Below are 19,607 nucleotides of genomic sequence, written 5' to 3' on the forward strand. Positions count from 1 at the left end.
TATCCAGGTGGACATGGTCCGTTATGGGATTTAGCCAATGATTACACTTCAATCCATTTAATTGAAGAAACCTTGCAATCCAATAAGCCTGTCGTACTGGTCTGCCATGCGCCAGGAGTACTGAAAAAGGTAAAAGATAGTGAAGGCCACTCAATTGTGTCAGGTAAATCAGTAACTGGTTTTAGCAATACCGAAGAAGAGGGAGTCGGCCTGACGAATATTGTTCCATTCTTGGTCGAAGATATGCTGAAGGAAAATGGTGGGCATTATTCCAAAGCTGATGATTGGCAAGTTCATGTGCAGCAGGATGGTTTACTGATTACCGGACAAAATCCAGCATCATCTGCAGCAACGGCGGATGCCCTGTTAGATTTATTAAAATAATATCCTGAAGATGCCCATGAATAAATAACTCCTGATTTCTGCTCAATTCAGGAGTTATTTAAACAATTAAATCATGACTTAAATCCATCAACCTTGAACGCTTTTCTCAACTCACGGCACATCAAATGGTGATGGATCCCATGTACCTCGTTCCAGTTCTCTTAATTTAAACCAGACATGCACAGATTCGCGCTGAAAATTCCGCATGACATAACTATAAAGCCTTTCAGAGATGGTGACTTTAAAACTCAATAATCGATGTAGCATGAAGGCTAAATCAAAATCGGCAATACTCCATTGTGAACTTAACCATTGATCGCCAATCAAAGCCTCACTTACTCTGGTTAATCGATCAATTTCCACTTGGGTATGCCGGTCTGGAATATAAGGTTCTGGTAATGGCTGAAAGATACCTGTTGAAGGCATATTTTGACATATCAGACTAAAATCAGATTTAAGCAATGCCTGAACCGCCCGACATTTAGCACGCGCCCGAATATCTGCCGGATAAAGAGCCGGATAATCAGGTGCTGGAAAAAGCTCGTCCAGAAACTCAGTGATTGCCATGGATTCAAAAATTGACCAGCCATCCACAGATAAGCAGGGAATTTTTCCAGTTTTACAGATTCTTAGATAGGTATCCGATTTATTTTCATCCTTATCCAGATCAATTTTAATCTCTTTAAAATCGACATGTTTTTCTCTAAGGGCCACAAAAACCGACATGGCATAGGGACTTAATCTTTTACGATCAATATAAAGGCTTAGACTTTGCATAGCATGGCTCCCCTAATGGAGTTGTTATCAGTATATAAAACTATGGGATTGCATACGGTCATCAAGTTCCAAGTTATACCCAAACTGAAGTGAACAATAGCGGAGTATCTTTACAGAGTTTAAGCAATTGCAACCAATCCACTGCTAAATGGAGGAGCTCATTGAGCTGAATTCAGCTTTCCAAGTCATATGATTCACGTTAAATTAAATCATTTCTTTGATCAGTCACCATCATGCTTAATTTTGACGAATTTCCAGACACGGTCTATGCCATCCAGCATCTTGCCTTTGAAGACCTTGGCGCGTGGGAAGATACTTTCTATCAGCTCGGCCTACGCGTACGTTATTTTGAAGCAGGGGTCGATGACCTGACCCAGGCATTTGAACATACAGGTCTGACGGTGATTTTAGGTGGTCCAATCGGCGTTTATGAAACTGAAGACTATCCTTTCTTACAACAGGAAATAGACTTACTGAAAGTTCGTTTACAGCAAAATTTGCCGACTTTAGGAATTTGTTTAGGTGCACAGCTCATTGCGCATGCATTAGGAGCAAAAGTGTATGCAGGTCATAGCAAAGAGATTGGTTGGTCCAAGCTTAGCCTTGCATCTGTAGAGAATAATCCACTAAAAAATCTGGAAAATCTTGAAGTATTACATTGGCATGGAGATACTTTCGACCTGCCCACAGAGGCTGAGCTTCTGGCAAGTTCTGCAGTCTATCCAAATCAGGCTTTCCGGATTGGCAGCAATATTCTGGCACTGCAATTTCATGCTGAAGTGGAAGCTGAGCGTCTGGAGAAATGGCTGATTGGCCATACCTGTGAGCTGCGTCATGCGAATATCGACATTGCAGCCTTACGTGCCGACAATCAGCAATATGCTGCTGCTTTAGAAGCTGTATCGGTGTCCATTCTTCAAGAATTTCTCAAGCACATTCAAACCAGCTAATTTTTATTCTTCAAATTAAGTGGATGATAAAAGATATTTATTCAGATTAGCTATCTACTAATTTCTAGCAAAGCTTAATTTTCATCCATAAAAAAGCACCCAACAGGGTGCTTTTTAAATTTGTCTTTTCTTATTTTTTCGCAGCGGGTACAGATGCTTCGGTGGTAATGTTTACAGTAATTTTATCACCGACATTTGGCACATATGCGCCCACATTGAAAGCTGAACGGTTAAATGATGTAGTCGCATTGAAGCCAATTGTTTGCAGTTTTGTCATTGGATGAATAGCCTGTTTATTTAACACTGCATCCAGCACAACTGGCTTGGTTACACCTTTTATAGTCAAATCACCGGTGATTTTATATTTGTTTTTACCTAAAGCCTGAACCTTGGTACTTTTAAACGTGATGTTTGGATATTTCTCTACATCAAAGAATTCTGCTTTTTGAATATGCTCATCCAGTGCTTTAACATTGGTATTAATACTCGATACCGGAATAGTTACATTCACTGATGAGTTAGCAGGCTTTTCATTATCAACCGTAATCGTGCCCTGAATATCACTAAAGTTCGCAGATGGTGTCGAGAAACCAAAGTGACTCCAGCTAAATACGGTCGCGGTATGGCCTGGATCAATGGTATACGCAACCGGCTTCGCCATAGAAAATGTTGCTACCGATGAAACCGCTAAGCCTAATGCTAATGTTTTGAAATTCATGTTTTTATCTCTCGTTTTGGATGTTTTCAAGTGTATAGAATTCAGAAATATTTACAGCCCTAAAGATAAAACGTTTTGTTGCAGCGATGAAACGATAAATTTGTAAGTTATTTTTTAAATTTTTACTATTAATCCATTCGGTATTGGATGAAACCGGTTTTCTTGGCAACCTGATCATAAAGCTGCTGTGCTTGTCGATTGCTCTCATGAGTTAACCAATACACTCGATCACATCCACGCTGTTTGGCATCTACATATACTTTCTCAATCAAGGCTCGTGCCACACCCCGCCCTCGAAAATCAATATGCGTATAAAGATCTTGCAAATAGGCATACGGCGTTAAAGTCCAGCAGCTGTCATGTTGAATGACATGCACAATGCCGATAACTTGCTGATTCAGAATCGCTGCGAATCCATACATATTGCCGAATGCTAGATCAGTAAGCCTTTGCCAGGTATGCTGATCTACCTCTTCACTGAGCTGAGTCTGATAAAAATTCTGGTAATCCAACCATAATGGCAACCACTCCTGCTGTGTAATATTTTCTAGAGGCTCAATTTGAATCTGGTCTTGTATCATCATTTTTATACGATTCTTCTATTTCAAATAGATTCAATTAGCTTAGGCTATTTTGATGATTAAAATAAGATATTTTTTATTTTTACTCATACCAATTTTTTAAAATATATCTATGACTCATACAGATGATTATTTTTGTACAAAAAAAGCCCCATGTGGGGCTATTTAAGTCTTCAACTTTAAAGCTTTTCCACCAGAATACGGTCAATCTGCTTTAAACCAGAATGTTTTTCATGGTTCTTACGACGCACTTTAATAATTTTTTCAGCCGCCAGATCCTGAAGTAACAGCTCAACTGCCATCATTGCTTCAAGAGGCAGATCCTGCCCGATCCATTTCTGTTCGCCTGCATCCATTAAAGTAATTTCATCGTTAATTTGTTCATACAAGCTCATGTTCATCTCACTCTTTCATTTCGACTATGGGAGAACTTTTTAGCAGTTGCCACATGAAAACAACACTAAAAAGTGAAAAAACAAAAGACGCCCCAAAACTGGGGCGTCCTTTAAAAACTGTTTAATCAGTTGATTAAGCAGTAATCTCTTTTACAGCTGCTACAACTGCTTCAGTGGTAATACCGAAGAACTGGAACAGATCTTTCGCAGGTGCAGATTCACCATAAGTAGTCATACCAATCACACGACCGTCAAGACCTACAAATTTCCACCAGTAATCCACATGTGCAGCTTCTACCGCTACACGTGCACGAATCGCTGCAGGGAGAACTGCTTCACGGTAAGCAGCATCTTGCTTCATGAATTCTTCAGCACATGGCATAGAGACGACACGTATACCTTCAAGTTGTGCATACGCTTCCATTGCCAGAGATACTTCTGAACCCGTTGCAATAATGATCGCTTTCAATTCGCCTTTTTCTTCAGCCAGTACATAACCACCTTTCGCAGCGTTCTCGATTTGTGCTTGAGTACGGGTCTGGAATGGCAAGTTTTGACGAGAGAAAATTAACGCTGTTGGACCTTCTGAACGCATTAAAGCAGATTTCCAGGAAATCGCTGCTTCAACAGTGTCACATGGACGCCATGTATTCAGGTTTGGTGTACCACGTAAAGATGCGATTTGTTCAACCGGTTGGTGCGTTGGACCATCTTCACCCAGACCGATTGAGTCATGCGTATAAACATGAATTACGCGCTGTTTCATCAGAGCAGACATACGCACTGCATTACGTGCATATTCCATAAACATCAGGAATGTTGCTACATACGGAATGAAACCACCGTGTAATGCTACACCATTGGCAATTGCAGTCATACCAAACTCACGTACGCCATAGTGTACGTAGTTACCTGCCGGATTGTCCTGTACGCCTTGCGCACCTTTCCATAAAGTCAGGTTAGAACCTGCAAGGTCAGCAGAACCGCCAAGCACTTCAGGCAAAGAAGGTACAAGTGCTTGCAACGTATTTTGGCTTGCTTTACGTGTCGCAATCGTTTCTTCTTTTGCATTTACTTCAGCAATGTAAGCATCTGCTTTTGCAACGAAGTCAGCTGGAAGATCACCAGAAAGACGGCGTTTTAATTCAGCTGCTTCAGTTGGGTATTTTGCTGCATAAGCGGCAAAAGTCTCATTCCAGGCTGCTTCAGCTTGTGAACCTTTTTCTTTGGCATCCCATGCTGCATAAACTTCAGCAGGAATAACAAATGCTTCGTCTGACCAGCCCAAAGCTTCACGGGTCAATACAATCTCGTCATTACCTAAAGGTGCACCATGACAGTCTTCTTTACCCTGTTTATTTGGTGAACCTAAACCAATCACTGTTTTACACATGATGATGGTTGGTTTGTTCGCTTCAGCTTTCGCTTCTACAGTCGCTTGACGGATTGCATCTGCATCATGGCCATCAACTTTGATGACCTGCCAGCCATAAGATTTGAAACGTTGCTCTGTATCGTCAGAGAACCAGCCTTCAACTTCGCCATCAATCGAAATGCCGTTATCATCATAGTAAGCGATCAGCTTGCCTAGACCCAAAGTACCCGCTAATGAACATGCTTCGTGAGAAACACCTTCCATCAAGCAGCCATCGCCCAGGAAGCAGTAAGTAAAGTGATCAACAACTTGAATATCGTCTTTGTTGAATTGCGCAGCAAGCGTTTTTTCAGCCAGTGCAAAACCTACGGCATTGGCAATACCCTGGCCTAATGGACCAGTAGTGGTTTCAATACCAGGTGCATAGCCCAATTCCGGATGACCTGGAGTTTTAGAATGCAATTGACGGAATGATTTCAAATCTTCGATTGAAAGATCATAGCCCGTTAAATGAAGAAGTGCATATTGGAGCATTGAGCCGTGACCGTTCGACAATACAAAACGGTCGCGGTTCGCCCAATTCGGGTTAGTCGGGTTATGGCTTAAAAATTCGCGCCAAACCACATCAGCGATGTCTGCCATCCCCATTGGAGCACCTGGATGTCCTGAGTTTGCTTTTTGCACAGCATCCATTGCCAATACACGAATTGCGTTTGCAACACGACGTTCATTAAGCGGGGTTGTCATAAATCAGTGTCCAAATAATTCAGAAATAGAAAATGATGAAAAGACTTTCAAAACTGCTGCATATTGTCTTAAAAAAACAGCGAGGGGTAAAGACCAGCCTACAATATTTATCACTTTATTGTTGTTTAGATTGGTCAACGTACATTTAATCTACACTTTTAAGTACAGGCACCGGTTAATACTCAATTTTCATCACAATAAAAACCCTAATTTTCTTATGTTTTACAAGCGAGTTCCCTTCTATCAAATTTTTATTATTCGCTTGAAAATGTCAGTCACTTAAATATACATATATAACTTTTCTTGATTCAAATTATTTCTCTCATCGGCAGGACTAAAAATAAACTAAAGCTCGCTGCTGTATTTTACCTTTTGCCCTCTTCTTCGTTTTTAGTAAATAAGGCCTAGTCTGTAGGCTTATACATCTAATGAAATTTTATAAATTTTAGATAAATTCTTGATGCAATTCTTCTATATATTATGCGCCGATCAGATTAATAAAGTTTTTAGCTCATTAACCTTAGCTTAAATCATCACGATTGATGGAGTGGTTTGCGACAGTAAAATGCATTTTCAAACAATAAGATTGCTGCTTCTTTGGAAAAATTAATCTAAGGTATAAGAAGCCTAGCTCTGCTGCTACAAAAAATGACCAAAAAAAGCTGCCAGATTTTTCTTGAGCAAAACATAAGCAAAAGCCACTGATATAAGCGGTATATCAGTTTTTCAAATACCAGTATTCAAATAAAAACAAATTAAATTGAAACAATTTCAGCCAATTTTACCGTTCAAACCTAGTCCTTCGACGCAACACGATGTAACATATCGGGTCTTTAAATTTAACTGTGATAGGACTTATGCGCGAGTACGCTGTATTTACCTCGGAATCTGTAAGCGAAGGCCATCCAGATAAAATGGCTGACCAAATCAGTGATGCTATTTTGGATGCAATCTTAAAAGAAGACCCATATGCGCGGGTTGCTTGTGAAACGCTTGTAAAAACGGGTGCGGTTGTACTTGCCGGTGAAATCACAACAACTGCAAACGTCGACTTTGAAGCGATCGTACGTCAAACCGTAAATGGCATTGGTTATCATCATTCTGATCTTGGCTTTGATGGTTCAACCTGTGCCGTGATCAACATGATCGGTAAACAGTCTCCTGAAATTGCTCAGGGTGTAGACCGTCAAAAGCCAGAAGATCAAGGTGCCGGTGACCAGGGCCTGATGTTTGGTTATGCCAGCCGTGAAACTGACGTATTAATGCCTGCGCCAATTTCTTATGCACACCGCCTAATGGAAAAGCAGGCTGAATTACGTCGTAATGGCTCATTGCCATGGTTACGCCCAGATGCGAAAAGCCAGGTAACTTTCGCTTATGAAAATGGCATGCCGGTACGTTTAGATGCAGTGGTCCTTTCAACTCAACATGATCCTGAAATTTCACAAGCGAACCTGAAAGAAGCTGTGATTGAAGAAATCGTGAAGAAAATCATTCCAGCTGAAATGTTCCATGCAGAAACCAAATTCCACATCAACCCGACCGGTATGTTCGTAATCGGTGGTCCTGTAGGTGACTGTGGTCTGACTGGCCGTAAAATTATTGTAGATACTTACGGTGGTATGGCGCGTCATGGTGGTGGTGCATTCTCCGGTAAAGATCCATCGAAAGTTGACCGTTCTGCTGCTTATGCAGGTCGTTATGTAGCGAAAAATATCGTTGCTGCTGGACTTGCTGATAAATGTGAAATTCAGGTGTCTTATGCAATTGGTGTGGCTGAGCCAACTTCTATTTCAATCAATACCTTTAATACCGGTAAAGTATCTGACGAGTTGATCGTTCAATTGGTTCGTGAGCACTTCGATCTGCGTCCATATGGTATTACCCGTATGCTAAACCTGATCCAGCCGATGTATAAGCAAACAGCAGCTTATGGTCACTTCGGTCGTGAAGGTTCAGATACTGCGTTTACCTGGGAAAAAACAGATAAGGTTGAAGCATTACGTGCTTCTGCTGGACTGTAATTTTTCTTGCTTAAAAAGCCTGCCTTCGAGCAGGCTTTTTTGTTTTCAATAGTTTATAAAATGGTTGACAACATTTACACGAACGCCACATTTTGTAGCATTCTGAAGCACGTGATTCCGATAATATTTTTATATCAGTGATCTATGACAACAAAAGGATATAACACAATGAATAAACTTCTTATTGCTTTAGGTTTGGCGACAACTGTGGCACTTGTAGGCTGTAGCAAGGAAAAACAACCTGAAACTGGCGCAACTACAAGTGAGCACCTGGAAAATGCTGCAGAACAGGCAGGTCATGATATGGAAGATGCGAGCCGCGAAGCTGCAGCTGAAACCGACCAAGCTCTGGATAATGCAGCAGCAAATACAGCGGAAGCAACAGATAGAGCTGCTGCAAGTGCTGAAGCTGCAGCCCAACGTGCTAAAGAAGCAGCCAAAGATGCAACAGCATCTGTTGCAGGTTCAGTTGAAGAAGGCGCAGCAAAAGTACGCCAAGAAGCTGAAAATTAATTCTGGTTACTTGATTCTTTTTCAAGGCTCCAGTGCCTTAAAAAGCCTGCATTTTGCAGGCTTTTTTATTCTCTCATCTATCTTTTCAGATTTAATACCTGGAAAAGGGAAGCCTGAAGCCGAACTCAGCCAATTGACTTGGATTTATATTATGCATGGTTTAGCTCAAGAACTGGCGTGAGGTTGCAATATAGCTGGATCATCATGCATTGGAGCCTTGGCCCGTGCTTGGGATGAGATCAGTGTTCATGCCAATACCACCGCTAAATCATTAAAAACTAGCAGACCAGCTACCCTTGTCTTTTCTGTACGAACATTATTTCCCACGTCTTAAATCTTGCTCAGTCTTAAGCAACTGATCTCAGCTGCCGCAATAATGGTAGGTATGTTTTCACTGGCAATTTTAGACGCGATTACCAGCTTACTTTACCAAGACGTTAAAGCTAAGTGCCAGTTAATATATTCCCTTTTTTGCTATCGCTGCCATGTTGTTCCTTTATTGGAATATCTCGCTCTTTCACATCAATCTGACTTAACAACATATAAGCTAAATTGATATGAAGAATCAGATATTGGAATGTAAATTCTAGGTTTTGGACTCGCTTTGAAAAAACAGGCTTGTAAAATGGCACACTTTATTTTTTGATATTTTATCTCTCCTATGTCAGTGATTGCTGCATCCTCAAACCGATCTAATATATCGGTTTGGGTATCATTTATTTTACTTGCTTTAGGTACGGTCGGTGCCTATCAAATCGTAGGGCTGAATCAGGCGCTTTTGCTCCTGGTCGGTGGCGCCTTGGGCATGACTCTGTACCATGCCTCTTTTGGTTTCACTTCTAGCTGGCGTGTGTTTATCAAGGAACGCCGCGGTCGTGGGTTACGCGCGCAAATGATTATGCTCGCTCTGGCAGTATTGCTTTTCTTTCCCGCCCTTGGTGCTGGTGAGCTGTTCGATAATCCTGTCAAAGGCAATGTTAATCCTGTTTCCATGTCAGTCATGATTGGTGCCTTTATTTTCGGTATTGGTATGCAGCTCGGTGGCGGCTGTGCATCAGGTACGCTCTATACCGTTGGTGGGGGTAGTGCGCGTATGCTGGTGACTCTGTTCTTCTTCTGTGCAGGTTCGCTGATCGCAACGTCTCATCTCGACTGGTGGTTTAATCTGCCACATCTGGCACCCATTTCGATTGTGAAAAGCTTCGGGGTAGTGCCTGCACTGTTACTCAGCTTTCTGGTATTTGCAATTATTGCCGCTGCGACTGTGTTCCTCGAAAAGAAACGCCATGGCAGTCTGGAAGCTGAACCACAAAGCCAATATCAAGGCTGGAAACGCTTTCTTCGTGGTCCATGGCCATTGATCTGGGGTGGTATCATTTTAACCCTGCTTAACTTTGCGACTTTGGCACTGGCTGGACGTCCATGGGGGGTAACTTCTGCCCTTGCCGTTTGGGCAGCGAAATCGGCAAGTTTCGTAGGTGTAGATGTTGCTTCTTGGGCATATTGGCAGCAACCAGGCAATGCTAAAGCATTATCAGAATCACTGTGGTTTGACATCACGTCGATGATGAACTTTGGCATCATGCTTGGCGCCCTCCTTGCTGCAAGTCTGGCAGGTAAATTTGCACCGAATTTCAATATTCCAAAACGTTCATTACTGGCAGCAGTCATTGGTGGCTTGATGCTCGGCTACGGCGCACGTTTGGCTTATGGTTGTAACATTGGCGCATATTTCAGTGGTATTGCTTCAGGCAGTGTACATGGCTGGTTATGGCTGGTATTTGCCTTTGTGGGGAATGGTATTGGGGTAAAACTCCGTCCGATTTTCTTCCCGAGCGAAAAACCTCAGCCTGAAAAACTGACCGGCTGTTAATACTCCAACATAAAAAAGCCCATCTGATGATGGGCTTTTTTATGCACTGAATAATTTTAAAAATTTATAGCGCCGCTTTTAGATTACACCCATAATTCATGGTTTGTTGTACCTGACGATAGCTGGTATAGCGATCCAGAATAAAGGTATAGAACTGATCAGCCGTTGAGAAATTCGCTTTAAGATCTTCTTTTTCTGTATTTGGCAGCTGAATATCATTCACTAAATTAAGATTGTAATGCCCCAGTCGATACATCTCGGCAAAATAGCCATTCATCATATCGCAATAGGCCATTTTACTGGACTTAAGTGCTGTGCTTGCGACCAGATGCTGATTCAAGGTTCTCAGGTTATTTACATCTAAAGGGAACTGATGCGCAAAGGCAATACTTTCGACCTTCTTAAACTGGCTAAAGTCAGTTGCCAGTTTTTGATTTAGCGTATCAAAGCGTTGCTGTAATTCCTGAGCATTTTTAACCTGATACTGAGCGGGGTCCACTTCAACCTTTTCGGGTTCTTGCGAACATGCAGTCAACGTCAAGCCTAGCGCCAATGTACTCAGCCATACCTTCATAAACACATCACTCAATCAAAAAACAATAGCGCTCTGATTATGCCTGAAAATCCTGAAGCATGTGTTTCAAAGTGCTTTTTCATTCATATATCGCCAATAGCGTTTAGGCACATATTGAATATGCAGCTTCATATTCTTACGTGCCTGAATATTCACACTATGAAAATAGTCTTTCCAAAGCTGGTCATAGAGTAATTCCTCATCATCCAGTTCAACGCTGAAAGACTGACTATGTCCAAGCCGGACTCGTGGATCTATCTGTACTGCATTCATTTCTACCTGATGTAAATTTTTTAAATCATAGTAGATACCATATTTGCGCTGTTCATCATAAATCAGCCAGGTCTGATCCTGGTAACGTTCCTTGAAGTGTTTGCTAATAATCGGTAACACATTAAAATCTGGCTTGATCAAACTTAAGAACAAACCATCCTGACATTTTTTGAAACGCACAAAAGCTTCCATCCGGTGCTTTTCACGTCCCACCTGTTTTGCCCATTGTGACATGCCCAATACCGCAGCATGACCATAGTCTTGATCTACTGGACGCTGACTCTGAAAGACATATACCGCAAAGTCAAACAGGACCTGGAAAGCCTGTTCTTGCTCCGCCAAAAAGGTATAGTAAAAAGCCCTCAAGCTGCCTGAACCGACTTTCTGCTTTAAGCCTTGCCAGACACGCTGGCCATGCGCATCATTGGACGCCACATGAATAAAATCATCAAACAGACCATTTTGTGCATGCGGATTGGCAGTAATTCTGACCTCAAATTCACGAAATTCAAAAGCACGAAATATACAGCTCAATAGTCCTGTCATCGTGCCATCAAAACAGTAACAGGCCATCAGAACCCTAATCCCAGTTGAGGTGAAAGTTGCTGCTGATATTTTGAATAACCCGATTGCAATATCTGCTGCCGAATCTGTTGTGACTGCTGTTCTTTTTTAAATTTTGGTGTATCGGCGCAGTGGATAAAATGCTGCGCACGGTTATAAGCCACCCCCATACGTTTCAGCTGATCAATATGAATCTGACCAAAACGGCGCGCCTGAACGATTTTCTTGGCGGAACGCACTCCGATTCCCGGTACTCGCAGAATCATTTTATATTCGGCTCGGTTAATATCGACTGGAAAGGCTTCCGGATGACGTAATGCCCAGCTGAGCTTTGGATCAATATCCAGTTCCAGATTCGGATGCTGGTCATCGACAATTTCTTCAGCATCAAAACCATAAAAACGCATTAACCAGTCAGATTGATACAGCCGGTTTTCACGTAATAATGGTGGCGCTGAACCCACGGCCGGTAGTGCTTTTTCTTCAGCATTAATCGGGATATAACCGGAAAAATACACACGCTTTAGCTTAAATTCCTTGTAATGCCGATCCGCCATCAGAATGACATCGCGATCCGTTTCATTATGCGCCCCAACCACCATTTGTGTAGTCTGGCCTGCCGGTACAAATTTGGGTACAGCCTTGATGATTTTACTTTCGTCTTTCATCTGAATCAGACGATCACGCACAATGCCCAGATCTTTCTGTACTTCAGCATGAGTTTTCTCTGGGGCAAATTTTCGTAATCCATCTTCTGTTGGCATTTCCAGATTGATACTCATCCGGTCCACATACAGACCTGCTTCAGTAATAATTTCCTGCGAAGCTCCCGGAATGGTCTTAAGGTGAATATAACCATTAAAGTTTTCTTCCAGCCGCAGTTTCTTGACTACCTGCAGCATACGCTCCATGGTGTAATCGGCAGACTTAAAGATACCTGAACTCAAGAATAGCCCTTCAATATAATTACGACGATAGAAGTTCATGGTCAGATCAACCACTTCCTGCACGGTAAAAGCGGCCCGTTTTACATCATTGGAACGGCGTGAAACGCAGTACGAGCAGTCATAAATACAGACATTGGAAAACAGGATTTTTAGCAAGGAAACACAACGGCCATCTTCAGTATAGCTATGACAGATCCCATTGCCGGTATTGCCTAGACCTTTATCTTTATTCTTTCGATTGCTGCCACTAGATGAACAGGACACATCATATTTGGCAGCATCAGCGAGAATCTGTAGTTTTTCACGTATACGATCAGACATGAGTTCAGAAAAATTTAACTAAAACAGCATTATAAAACTGCAGAATTTCACCTACTATGCAATCGATCAGTACAGCGACAATGAGTGTCGCCGCAAATGTAATGCTTATGTAACTATAGTCGAATATTTCGAAATAAAATAACCAATATGATTTGCTTAATTTTCAAGGCGAAGGCAAAGTAAGGTGATAACAAGGAGCAAAGCCATGTCTTTATTGGAAAAATTAGGCATTAAACACCCAATTCTGTTAGCACCCATGGCCGGTGTCTCCACACCCGAGCTGGCCGCTGAAGTCTCTAATCAGTGTGCTTTGGGTTCATTAGGATTAGGTGCCAGTAGCGTACAGTCTGCGCGTGAACAGATTCTTAAAACTCAAGAGCTGACTGATCAGCCTTTTCAGGTCAATTTCTTCTGCCATAAAACTGAAGACTTAGATGACACTGTCGCTCAAGCCTGGATTGAGCAGTTCAAGGATAAATTTGCTCAGTTTGGTATAGAACCACCCAAAACCTTGAAATGCATTTATCCAAGTTTTAGGGACAATGATGATTTCCTGAATCTGGTTCTGGAAACACGTCCCAAAGCGGTGAGTTTTCACTTCGGCATTCCGCACTCTCATCAGGTTCAAGCACTTAAAGAGGCTGGAATTATCACCATGGTTTCTGCGACCAATCTAGCTGAAGCACGTGCAATCGAGGCTGCTGGCATTGATGTGGTGATTGCTCAAGGTATTGAAGCCGGTGGGCACCGTGGAATTTTCAGCACCAAATTTGATGCCTCAGTCAAAACTTCGAATTTAATCAAGCTGATTAAACAGTATTGCTCCCTGCCCATTGTAGCCGCTGGGGGTATTATGGACGGCTATCAGGCACGACAGATGCTGGAGTTTGGTGCTGAAGCCGTTCAGCTGGGAACGGCATTTGTACAGTGCAAAACCTCTAATGCTAATGAAGCCTATCGTAAAGCCTTGCTATCCAAGCCATTGACTCAAGTGACTGCAAGTATTTCTGGTCGTCCTGCGCGTGGCATTATCAATCACTGGCATACTGATATCGACACCCCAGATCGCCTGGATGTGCCAGCCTATCCATATACTTATGACCTGGCCAAGCAATTACATGCAGCAGCCGTTCAACATGGCGATCATGGCTATGGCGCTTTCTGGGCTGGCTCAAATGCCGCACAAACACGCGAAATGGAAGCTTCAGACCTGGTTAACCAGCTGGTTCTGGAGATTAAACATCGAGAATAAGTAGTTTTTCTTCTCATTAAAATAAAAAAACCTCTCAATAGTGAGAGGTTTTTTTATGAGAAATAGAAGTTAGCGAGTCGCACGATGCCATGCATCTTTCACTGCAAATTTGGCTTCTTCCCAATTGAGACGGGAATCACCTTTAACCTGTTCCCATTTGGTACGCAAATCAGGTTCAGCTTCATTAAATTCTTTACCATTGTAATATTCACGGTTTTCATAACCGAGGCGATATGCGCTACGATAATCCCGATCATAGTCTAGATCACCATAAACATTACGGCTTTCACTATAATAAGGCGTCTGATGATGCTGTTCACGCCAGTAGTGATCATCGTCCTGTAAATTTTCTGAACCTGAAAGTGCAATACCTTCTGGTGTATCTAGCGTAGGTCGTGCTGATTCTGCCATTTCATTTCCAGCTAGGCCACCTACTACTCCCCCAACAAGGCCGCCGACGACTGCACCTGCAGGACCACCAACTGCTCCAATCGCCGCACCTGCTGCAGCGCCACCCAACGTTCCAGCACTGGTAGCCACAGGATGATCACCCGCTTCATTCATATCGGGGACACGATGGCTTTTGGTATCTGGTAAATTTAAATCTGGGCGTGCACTGCCTGAAGTGGTTGGGCTGCTTTTCAATGCTTCATCATCTCTTAATACATCAGTCCGTTCTTGAGACAAATCACGATGTGAAGCTGGGTTAATATCTGAAACTGGTCGATTGGTATTTGTCATTCTAAATCTCCCTTGATCTTTTATAGCCAAGATGGAAATCTCATCTTGTCTTTGATTTATTTATAATAGAGAAAATTCAGGTTAACACTGTCCAAGTCCTGTCCGGTTTCAGTGAATATATACTACGCTATGTACCTGTAGACTACGGATGTAACAGACATGTCTAAATTGCATGAATAAACATCAAATAAGTATAGTTTTTATAACCAGATAATTATAATTTTTTGAAATCCTCAATTTTGTATTTATTCATGAATAGTCGTTTTAAATACATTATCCACTTACCCATTTTCAATGATGACTGTCAGATACCTCGGATATAATAGACGTATTAAAAATAGCTAGTCTTAATTTAAAGGATTCAGACTAATGCTGTAAAGCAAATAAAGGTTAGATTTGTATTTATAGAACAATAAAAAACCTCTCCGAAGTAGAGAGGTTTTATCTAAAAATGTGGTTTAGCGAGTTGTGCGATCCCATGCATCTTTGACTGCATATTTAGCCTGTTCCCAGGTCAAACGAGATTCACCTTTGAATTGCTCCCATTTGCTTCGCAAGTCAGGTTCAGCTTCATTAAATTCTTTACCATTGTAATGTTCACGGTTTTCATAACCGAGTTGGTAAGCCCCGCGATAATCACGATCATAGTCCAGATCCCCATGCACATTGCGGCTTTCACTATAATAAGGTCTGCTCTGATACTCTTCGCGCCAATACTTATCATGGTCTCCTAATAGACTGGAATTTTCAATACCATGGTCTGGATGATCTGGTGTTGAAATATCCTTGCCTGCGATTCCGCCAAGTACGCCGCCAACGACTCCGCCAATCAAGGAGCCTCCTGGTCCACCCACCATACCAAGTGTTGCGCCAATGGCCGCTCCACCTACACTTCCGGCACCAGTTGCCAATGCCTGATCTCCAGCTTCAGCCTCTTTGTCATCTGGATCAAGGGGTCTTGTAGTATCTGCTGGATGTAAATTAGGATCAGTACCTTGTGCGATTGAAGGATCCATTTTCACAACTTCTTCATGTTTTATTGCGTTATTGTCCTCAACCAGATCGGTTTGAGTAGTTGGATTAATCTCTGAAACTGGACGATTAATATTTGTCATTCTGATTCTCCCTTGATTTTATTTAGACAAAATTGGAATTCATCTTGTATATGTCCTTTATCATAGAGAAAATTCAGGTTAATACTGTCCAAGTCCTGTCCGGTTTTAGTGAAGTTAGTACTTAACTCTGTACAGGTTTTCCATCATGTAAACGCCTACTGTATTGCATAACATAGATATAAAAAAGGTACTGTTTAAACGACAGTACCTTAAGAAGGAATTCATTTCAGGTAATGTGGAAAATCAGGTTGTTTCCAGAAGATTCACCTGCTCGACCTGCACATCACTCATGATCTGACCATACTCCAGCAGGTTATTGAAATAGTCTTCTACCACTTTATATTGATCTGCGGTACTTTCCACCTTATACATATTTTGACGAAACTCATTACTGGAACGCAGACCTTTGGTATACCAGGCAATATGTTTACGGGAAATTCGGCAGCCAGAATATTCACCGTAAAATTCATACAGTTCAGCCAAGTGACCCAGTAAGACCTCTTTAACTTCGGCAATACTTGGTGCAGCCAGCTGTTCTCCAGTCTTTAAATAATGTGCGATTTCACGAAAAATCCATGGACGTCCCTGCGCTGCACGTCCAATCATCACCGCATCGGCACCAGTATAATCCAGTACATATTTGGCCTTTTCTGGACTGTCGATATCTCCGTTCGCAATCACGGGAATATTCAATATCTCTTTCACATCTTTAATCAGTGAATAGCGCGCTGTGTTTAAATACATATCTTCGCGGGTACGGCCATGTAATGCCAAGGCCGCAATACCGGCTTCTTCTGCCCGCTTGGCCACACGCATGATATTTTCCTGACCATTTAAATAACCCAGACGGGTTTTTAAAGTCACGGGGACATCGACTGCAGCAACAACGGCATCCAGAATACGTGCAACCAGATCTTCATCTTGCAGTAATGCCGAACCAGCCAGCTTGTTACAGACTTTTTTAGCTGGGCAACCCATATTAATATCAACAATTTGTGCACCGTTCGCGACTTGGTACCGTGCCGCCTCTGCCAGATCACGCGGATCTGAACCGGCAATTTGTGCAGAAATTGGCGCCAGTTCGCCATCGAAATTAGCACGGTACAAACTTTTCTTACTCATGCGCAGGGTTTTGTCTGAAGTCATCATTTCACTAACAGCATGACCTGCACCAAAATATTTGCATAGTGTACGGAACGGACGGTCTGTCACGCCTGCCATGGGAGCAACAATCAAATTATTTGATAGTTGATACGGACCAATATACATATAAATTCATCACTTTGTTGATGAGCATAGTATACTGCATCTGCCTTGATCGCTCATCTGCTGGAATCTGATTTAGACGACATGAACAACACACTTCACCGAATTTTTACTGTTAAATCGTGGTCTGTCCTTGCTTTATCCCTAAGTCTCGCTGGCTGTGGCAATGGTTCCTGGTGGTCTTCTGATGAGCCAACTATGGAAGCTGACCAGATACCTAAAGCGATTCCATCACGTGTCAGCAATCGTGATTCATGGGCTAAAGATATCTATGATATTACCGAACAACTGCGTATTCCCCAAACTAAACAGAATATCTGTACCATCGTCGCAGTGGTGGATCAAGAATCTAATTTCCACGCAAATCCAACTGTTGCTGGTCTGGGCGAAAAAGCAGTAAAAGAAGTTCAAGGCCGTCTGGAAGAAAAATTTACCGAGAAACTCGGTGAAAGTATCGGTGGAACAGTTGCAGGATATTTCCAGGATGTTCTGAAGAATCATCCCACTCCGGATAACAACTATCTCAGCCAGATGCGTAAGGTTAAAACTGAACGTGAACTGGATGAACTGTATCGTGAAATATTTGACTATATGGCCAAACATTATCACGTGAGTGCGCTGACGGGTGCAGCCAAACTCTTTGGTCAAAACATCGGCGAAAAGCTTAATCCGATTACGACTTTAGGCTCGATGCAGGTGCATATTAGCTATGCCAAGGAGCATAAGCGTCAAGGTGGCAATATCGCTGAACTGCGTACCGATCTGTATAGTCAGTATGGCGGTCTGTATTATGGTATTCATCGTCTGATGATGTATCCGGCAGATTATGATAAACCGATCTATCGTTTTGCCGACTATAATTCAGGAATGTATTCCAGTCGTAATGCTGCCTTCCAGAGCATGCTCAATGATCTGACTGAAGCCGAACTGGATCTGGATGGCGATCTCTTGCTATATAGCAAAGATGGCAGTATCCGCTCTCAGAAAAGTCAGTCTGAACGTGAGCTGATCAATGTATTCGCCAAGCATAATTTCATTATTACTGAACGCCAGATCCGTTCTGACCTGAAGAAGGAAAAGGAAAAGGATTTTGAAGACACCATGACCTATCGTGGTGTAGCGAAACTATATCAGGAACAAACGGGTAAAGAACCTTTTTATGCCATCATGCCTGAAGTGGTGATTTCTGGACCAAAACTGAGTCGTGATTACAATACCAACTGGTTTGCTAGCCGTGTAGATGGCCGTTATCAAACATGCATGCGCAAAATCAAAAACCTCAAGCTCTAGCCTTATTTGACTTTGATGGCACCCTGTATCCGCATGACAGCTTTACAGGGTTTATTTTTTCTGTCCTGAAAAAACGACATATTATTTGGCGTGGTCTGAAAATTCTGCCGTGGATTACTGCTTATTATCTCAAAATCTATCCTGCCCATCGCATGCGACCAAAGCTTTATTTAGCCATGTTTAAAGATGCTGATGTAGAAATAATTTACCCTTTAGCATTGCAATACGCGAATAAGATTTTAGGGAATCTTGACCCTACCCTGTTCGAGCAGCTGAAAATGCATCAAAAGTTAGGACATAAAGTTATACTGGTTTCAGCAACTATTGATCTATATCTGGAAATGATTGCTAATACTCTAAGTATTGAGCTGCTCTGCTCCAAAGTGGAAATCAAAAATGGAAAATTGACAGGGAAATATCTAACACCCGACTGTAGCTGTCTGCAAAAGAAATTACGGATTTTAGAAGCAATCAATCTTGTAGATTACGAGACGATTTATGCTTATGGGAATAGTGAGGAAGATAAAGAAATGCTAAGTTTGGCGCAGCATAGCTATATGGTGGACTTTGACAAGGAATTACCCGTATTAGAAAATCTAAATCCTATAAAAAACTCTCAAATTAATATTCTTTAAATAATAAATTTACTTTTAAGTTGAAATTATAATTACATATTCATGATACATAATTAAATATAAAGATAATTTAAGCTGATTATTTAAATTTTTAAACAGAATAGACTAAATAATAATTTTTCATATTTATATAAATAAAATCTAATGCTTATAACTTTAGTCTATAAATATCATAACACGCCATTTATCGTGATACATTTCACACAAATAACCTAGTACAGCGATTTAATTTCATTAAGGCAATGTAACTATGAATCAATTTAATCCCCCAAATATATAAGAAATCTATATA

General features: G+C 41.7%; 20 protein-coding genes. 9 read left to right on the forward strand and 11 right to left on the reverse strand.

Annotation, left to right across the window (positions count from 1 at the left end; all coding sequences use genetic code 11):
- On the forward strand, positions 1–384 hold a 384-nt coding region (locus B4033_RS00180), incomplete at its 5' end, for a type 1 glutamine amidotransferase domain-containing protein (RefSeq protein ID WP_286831003.1).
- A 111-nt stretch (positions 385–495) separates the two neighbouring features.
- Here B4033_RS00180 and yfcF read toward each other — a convergent pair.
- Positions 496–1,161, reverse strand: a complete 666-nt coding sequence (gene yfcF, locus B4033_RS00185; protein WP_008305420.1) for a glutathione transferase — start codon at positions 1,159–1,161, stop codon at positions 496–498.
- A 233-nt stretch (positions 1,162–1,394) separates the two neighbouring features.
- Here yfcF and B4033_RS00190 point away from each other — a divergent pair, with 233 nt between their 5' ends.
- The gene (locus tag B4033_RS00190) at positions 1,395–2,111 is read left to right on the forward strand and encodes a glutamine amidotransferase (protein ID WP_076753401.1); all 717 of its coding nucleotides are present in this window, start codon (positions 1,395–1,397) and stop codon (positions 2,109–2,111) included.
- A 130-nt stretch (positions 2,112–2,241) separates the two neighbouring features.
- Here the strand turns inward: B4033_RS00190 and B4033_RS00195 are convergent, their stop codons facing one another.
- The 4 genes from B4033_RS00195 to tkt all read right to left on the reverse strand — a co-directional run bounded on the left by B4033_RS00195 (position 2,242) and on the right by tkt (position 5,927).
- A complete protein-coding gene (locus B4033_RS00195) occupies positions 2,242–2,829 on the reverse strand; it encodes a YceI family protein (RefSeq protein WP_286831007.1) in 588 nt (195 codons plus the stop codon).
- Positions 2,830–2,957: 128 nt separating this feature from the next.
- A complete protein-coding gene (locus B4033_RS00200) occupies positions 2,958–3,413 on the reverse strand; it encodes a GNAT family N-acetyltransferase (protein WP_048882262.1) in 456 nt (151 codons plus the stop codon).
- Positions 3,414–3,589: 176 nt separating this feature from the next.
- Positions 3,590–3,805, reverse strand: a complete 216-nt coding sequence (locus tag B4033_RS00205) for a hypothetical protein (RefSeq protein WP_004812556.1) — start codon at positions 3,803–3,805, stop codon at positions 3,590–3,592.
- A gap of 133 nt (positions 3,806–3,938) precedes the next feature.
- The gene (gene tkt, locus B4033_RS00210; protein WP_286831013.1) at positions 3,939–5,927 is read right to left on the reverse strand and encodes a transketolase; all 1,989 of its coding nucleotides are present in this window, start codon (positions 5,925–5,927) and stop codon (positions 3,939–3,941) included.
- An 857-nt stretch (positions 5,928–6,784) separates the two neighbouring features.
- Here tkt and metK point away from each other — a divergent pair.
- From metK to B4033_RS00230, 4 genes are all read left to right on the forward strand, one after another.
- Positions 6,785–7,951, forward strand: coding sequence for a methionine adenosyltransferase (metK, locus tag B4033_RS00215; RefSeq protein WP_004812553.1), 1,167 nt, complete (start codon positions 6,785–6,787; stop codon positions 7,949–7,951).
- A gap of 168 nt (positions 7,952–8,119) precedes the next feature.
- Positions 8,120–8,464, forward strand: coding sequence for a hypothetical protein (locus tag B4033_RS00220; protein WP_286831015.1), 345 nt, complete (start codon positions 8,120–8,122; stop codon positions 8,462–8,464).
- The gene (locus tag B4033_RS00225; RefSeq protein WP_171063216.1) at positions 8,421–8,645 is read left to right on the forward strand and encodes a hypothetical protein; all 225 of its coding nucleotides are present in this window, start codon (positions 8,421–8,423) and stop codon (positions 8,643–8,645) included. Before B4033_RS00220 ends, B4033_RS00225 begins: the two co-directional genes overlap by 44 nt.
- Before the next feature lie 480 nt (positions 8,646–9,125).
- Positions 9,126–10,337: a YeeE/YedE family protein gene (locus B4033_RS00230; RefSeq protein ID WP_286831016.1), complete on the forward strand. Its 1,212-nt coding sequence runs from the start codon at positions 9,126–9,128 to the stop codon at positions 10,335–10,337.
- Between the two features lie 64 nt (positions 10,338–10,401).
- On the opposite strand, the gene B4033_RS00235 is transcribed toward B4033_RS00230, so the two are convergent.
- The 3 genes from B4033_RS00235 to B4033_RS00245 all read right to left on the reverse strand — a co-directional run bounded on the left by B4033_RS00235 (position 10,402) and on the right by B4033_RS00245 (position 13,016).
- On the reverse strand, positions 10,402–10,911 hold the full coding sequence (locus B4033_RS00235; protein WP_004812548.1) for a hypothetical protein: 510 nt from the start codon (positions 10,909–10,911) through the stop codon (positions 10,402–10,404).
- Between the two features lie 66 nt (positions 10,912–10,977).
- Positions 10,978–11,757, reverse strand: a complete 780-nt coding sequence (locus tag B4033_RS00240) for a TIGR03915 family putative DNA repair protein (RefSeq protein ID WP_286831019.1) — start codon at positions 11,755–11,757, stop codon at positions 10,978–10,980.
- Entirely contained in the window at positions 11,757–13,016 is a 1,260-nt protein-coding gene (locus tag B4033_RS00245) for a putative DNA modification/repair radical SAM protein (protein ID WP_286831021.1), read from the reverse strand. Before B4033_RS00245 ends, B4033_RS00240 begins: the two co-directional genes overlap by 1 nt.
- 205 nt (positions 13,017–13,221) lie before the next feature.
- Between B4033_RS00245 and B4033_RS00250 the strand changes: the two genes are divergently transcribed.
- Positions 13,222–14,268 carry an NAD(P)H-dependent flavin oxidoreductase gene (locus B4033_RS00250; protein WP_286831023.1) on the forward strand — a complete coding sequence of 349 codons (1,047 nt, stop codon included), beginning with the start codon at positions 13,222–13,224 and terminating at the stop codon, positions 14,266–14,268.
- Between the two features lie 69 nt (positions 14,269–14,337).
- On the opposite strand, the gene B4033_RS00255 is transcribed toward B4033_RS00250, so the two are convergent.
- The 3 genes from B4033_RS00255 to dusB form a co-directional block, all read right to left on the reverse strand.
- Positions 14,338–15,009 carry a glycine zipper domain-containing protein gene (locus tag B4033_RS00255; protein WP_048882268.1) on the reverse strand — a complete coding sequence of 224 codons (672 nt, stop codon included), beginning with the start codon at positions 15,007–15,009 and terminating at the stop codon, positions 14,338–14,340.
- A gap of 458 nt (positions 15,010–15,467) precedes the next feature.
- On the reverse strand, positions 15,468–16,124 hold the full coding sequence (locus B4033_RS00260; protein WP_076753393.1) for a hypothetical protein: 657 nt from the start codon (positions 16,122–16,124) through the stop codon (positions 15,468–15,470).
- 243 nt (positions 16,125–16,367) lie between these two features.
- Complete coding sequence (gene dusB / locus B4033_RS00265; protein ID WP_005221697.1) at positions 16,368–17,393, reverse strand: tRNA dihydrouridine synthase DusB; 1,026 nt, start codon at positions 17,391–17,393, stop codon at positions 16,368–16,370.
- Between the two features lie 81 nt (positions 17,394–17,474).
- On the opposite strand from dusB, the gene B4033_RS00270 reads away from it, so the two are divergent.
- Positions 17,475–18,680, forward strand: coding sequence for a DUF1615 family protein (locus tag B4033_RS00270; RefSeq protein ID WP_286831026.1), 1,206 nt, complete (start codon positions 17,475–17,477; stop codon positions 18,678–18,680).
- A complete protein-coding gene (locus B4033_RS00275) occupies positions 18,647–19,315 on the forward strand; it encodes an HAD-IB family hydrolase (protein ID WP_286831027.1) in 669 nt (222 codons plus the stop codon). Before B4033_RS00270 ends, B4033_RS00275 begins: the two co-directional genes overlap by 34 nt.
- Positions 19,316–19,607 lie beyond the last annotated feature (292 nt).

Origin of the sequence: Acinetobacter sp. UBA3132, assembly GCF_002364825.1 — a bacterium.
In the GTDB taxonomy this organism is placed as follows: domain Bacteria; phylum Pseudomonadota; class Gammaproteobacteria; order Pseudomonadales; family Moraxellaceae; genus Acinetobacter; species Acinetobacter schindleri.

Excerpts from the sequence above, each read along its gene's own strand:
- yfcF (WP_008305420.1), bottom strand. The coding sequence starts at position 1,161 with ATGCAAAGTCTAAGCCTTTATATTGATCGTAAAAGATTAAGTCCCTAT.
- B4033_RS00190 (WP_076753401.1), top strand. The coding sequence starts at position 1,395 with ATGCTTAATTTTGACGAATTTCCAGACACGGTCTATGCCATCCAGCAT.
- B4033_RS00195 (WP_286831007.1), bottom strand. The coding sequence starts at position 2,829 with ATGAATTTCAAAACATTAGCATTAGGCTTAGCGGTTTCATCGGTAGCA.
- B4033_RS00200 (WP_048882262.1), bottom strand. The coding sequence starts at position 3,413 with ATGATGATACAAGACCAGATTCAAATTGAGCCTCTAGAAAATATTACA.
- B4033_RS00205 (WP_004812556.1), bottom strand. The coding sequence starts at position 3,805 with ATGAGCTTGTATGAACAAATTAACGATGAAATTACTTTAATGGATGCA.
- tkt (WP_286831013.1), bottom strand. The coding sequence starts at position 5,927 with ATGACAACCCCGCTTAATGAACGTCGTGTTGCAAACGCAATTCGTGTA.
- metK (WP_004812553.1), top strand. The coding sequence starts at position 6,785 with ATGCGCGAGTACGCTGTATTTACCTCGGAATCTGTAAGCGAAGGCCAT.
- B4033_RS00220 (WP_286831015.1), top strand. The coding sequence starts at position 8,120 with ATGAATAAACTTCTTATTGCTTTAGGTTTGGCGACAACTGTGGCACTT.
- B4033_RS00230 (WP_286831016.1), top strand. The coding sequence starts at position 9,126 with ATGTCAGTGATTGCTGCATCCTCAAACCGATCTAATATATCGGTTTGG.
- B4033_RS00235 (WP_004812548.1), bottom strand. The coding sequence starts at position 10,911 with ATGAAGGTATGGCTGAGTACATTGGCGCTAGGCTTGACGTTGACTGCA.
- B4033_RS00240 (WP_286831019.1), bottom strand. The coding sequence starts at position 11,757 with ATGGCCTGTTACTGTTTTGATGGCACGATGACAGGACTATTGAGCTGT.
- B4033_RS00245 (WP_286831021.1), bottom strand. The coding sequence starts at position 13,016 with ATGTCTGATCGTATACGTGAAAAACTACAGATTCTCGCTGATGCTGCC.
- B4033_RS00250 (WP_286831023.1), top strand. The coding sequence starts at position 13,222 with ATGTCTTTATTGGAAAAATTAGGCATTAAACACCCAATTCTGTTAGCA.
- B4033_RS00255 (WP_048882268.1), bottom strand. The coding sequence starts at position 15,009 with ATGACAAATACCAATCGACCAGTTTCAGATATTAACCCAGCTTCACAT.
- B4033_RS00260 (WP_076753393.1), bottom strand. The coding sequence starts at position 16,124 with ATGACAAATATTAATCGTCCAGTTTCAGAGATTAATCCAACTACTCAA.
- dusB (WP_005221697.1), bottom strand. The coding sequence starts at position 17,393 with ATGTATATTGGTCCGTATCAACTATCAAATAATTTGATTGTTGCTCCC.
- B4033_RS00270 (WP_286831026.1), top strand. The coding sequence starts at position 17,475 with ATGAACAACACACTTCACCGAATTTTTACTGTTAAATCGTGGTCTGTC.
- B4033_RS00275 (WP_286831027.1), top strand. The coding sequence starts at position 18,647 with ATGCATGCGCAAAATCAAAAACCTCAAGCTCTAGCCTTATTTGACTTT.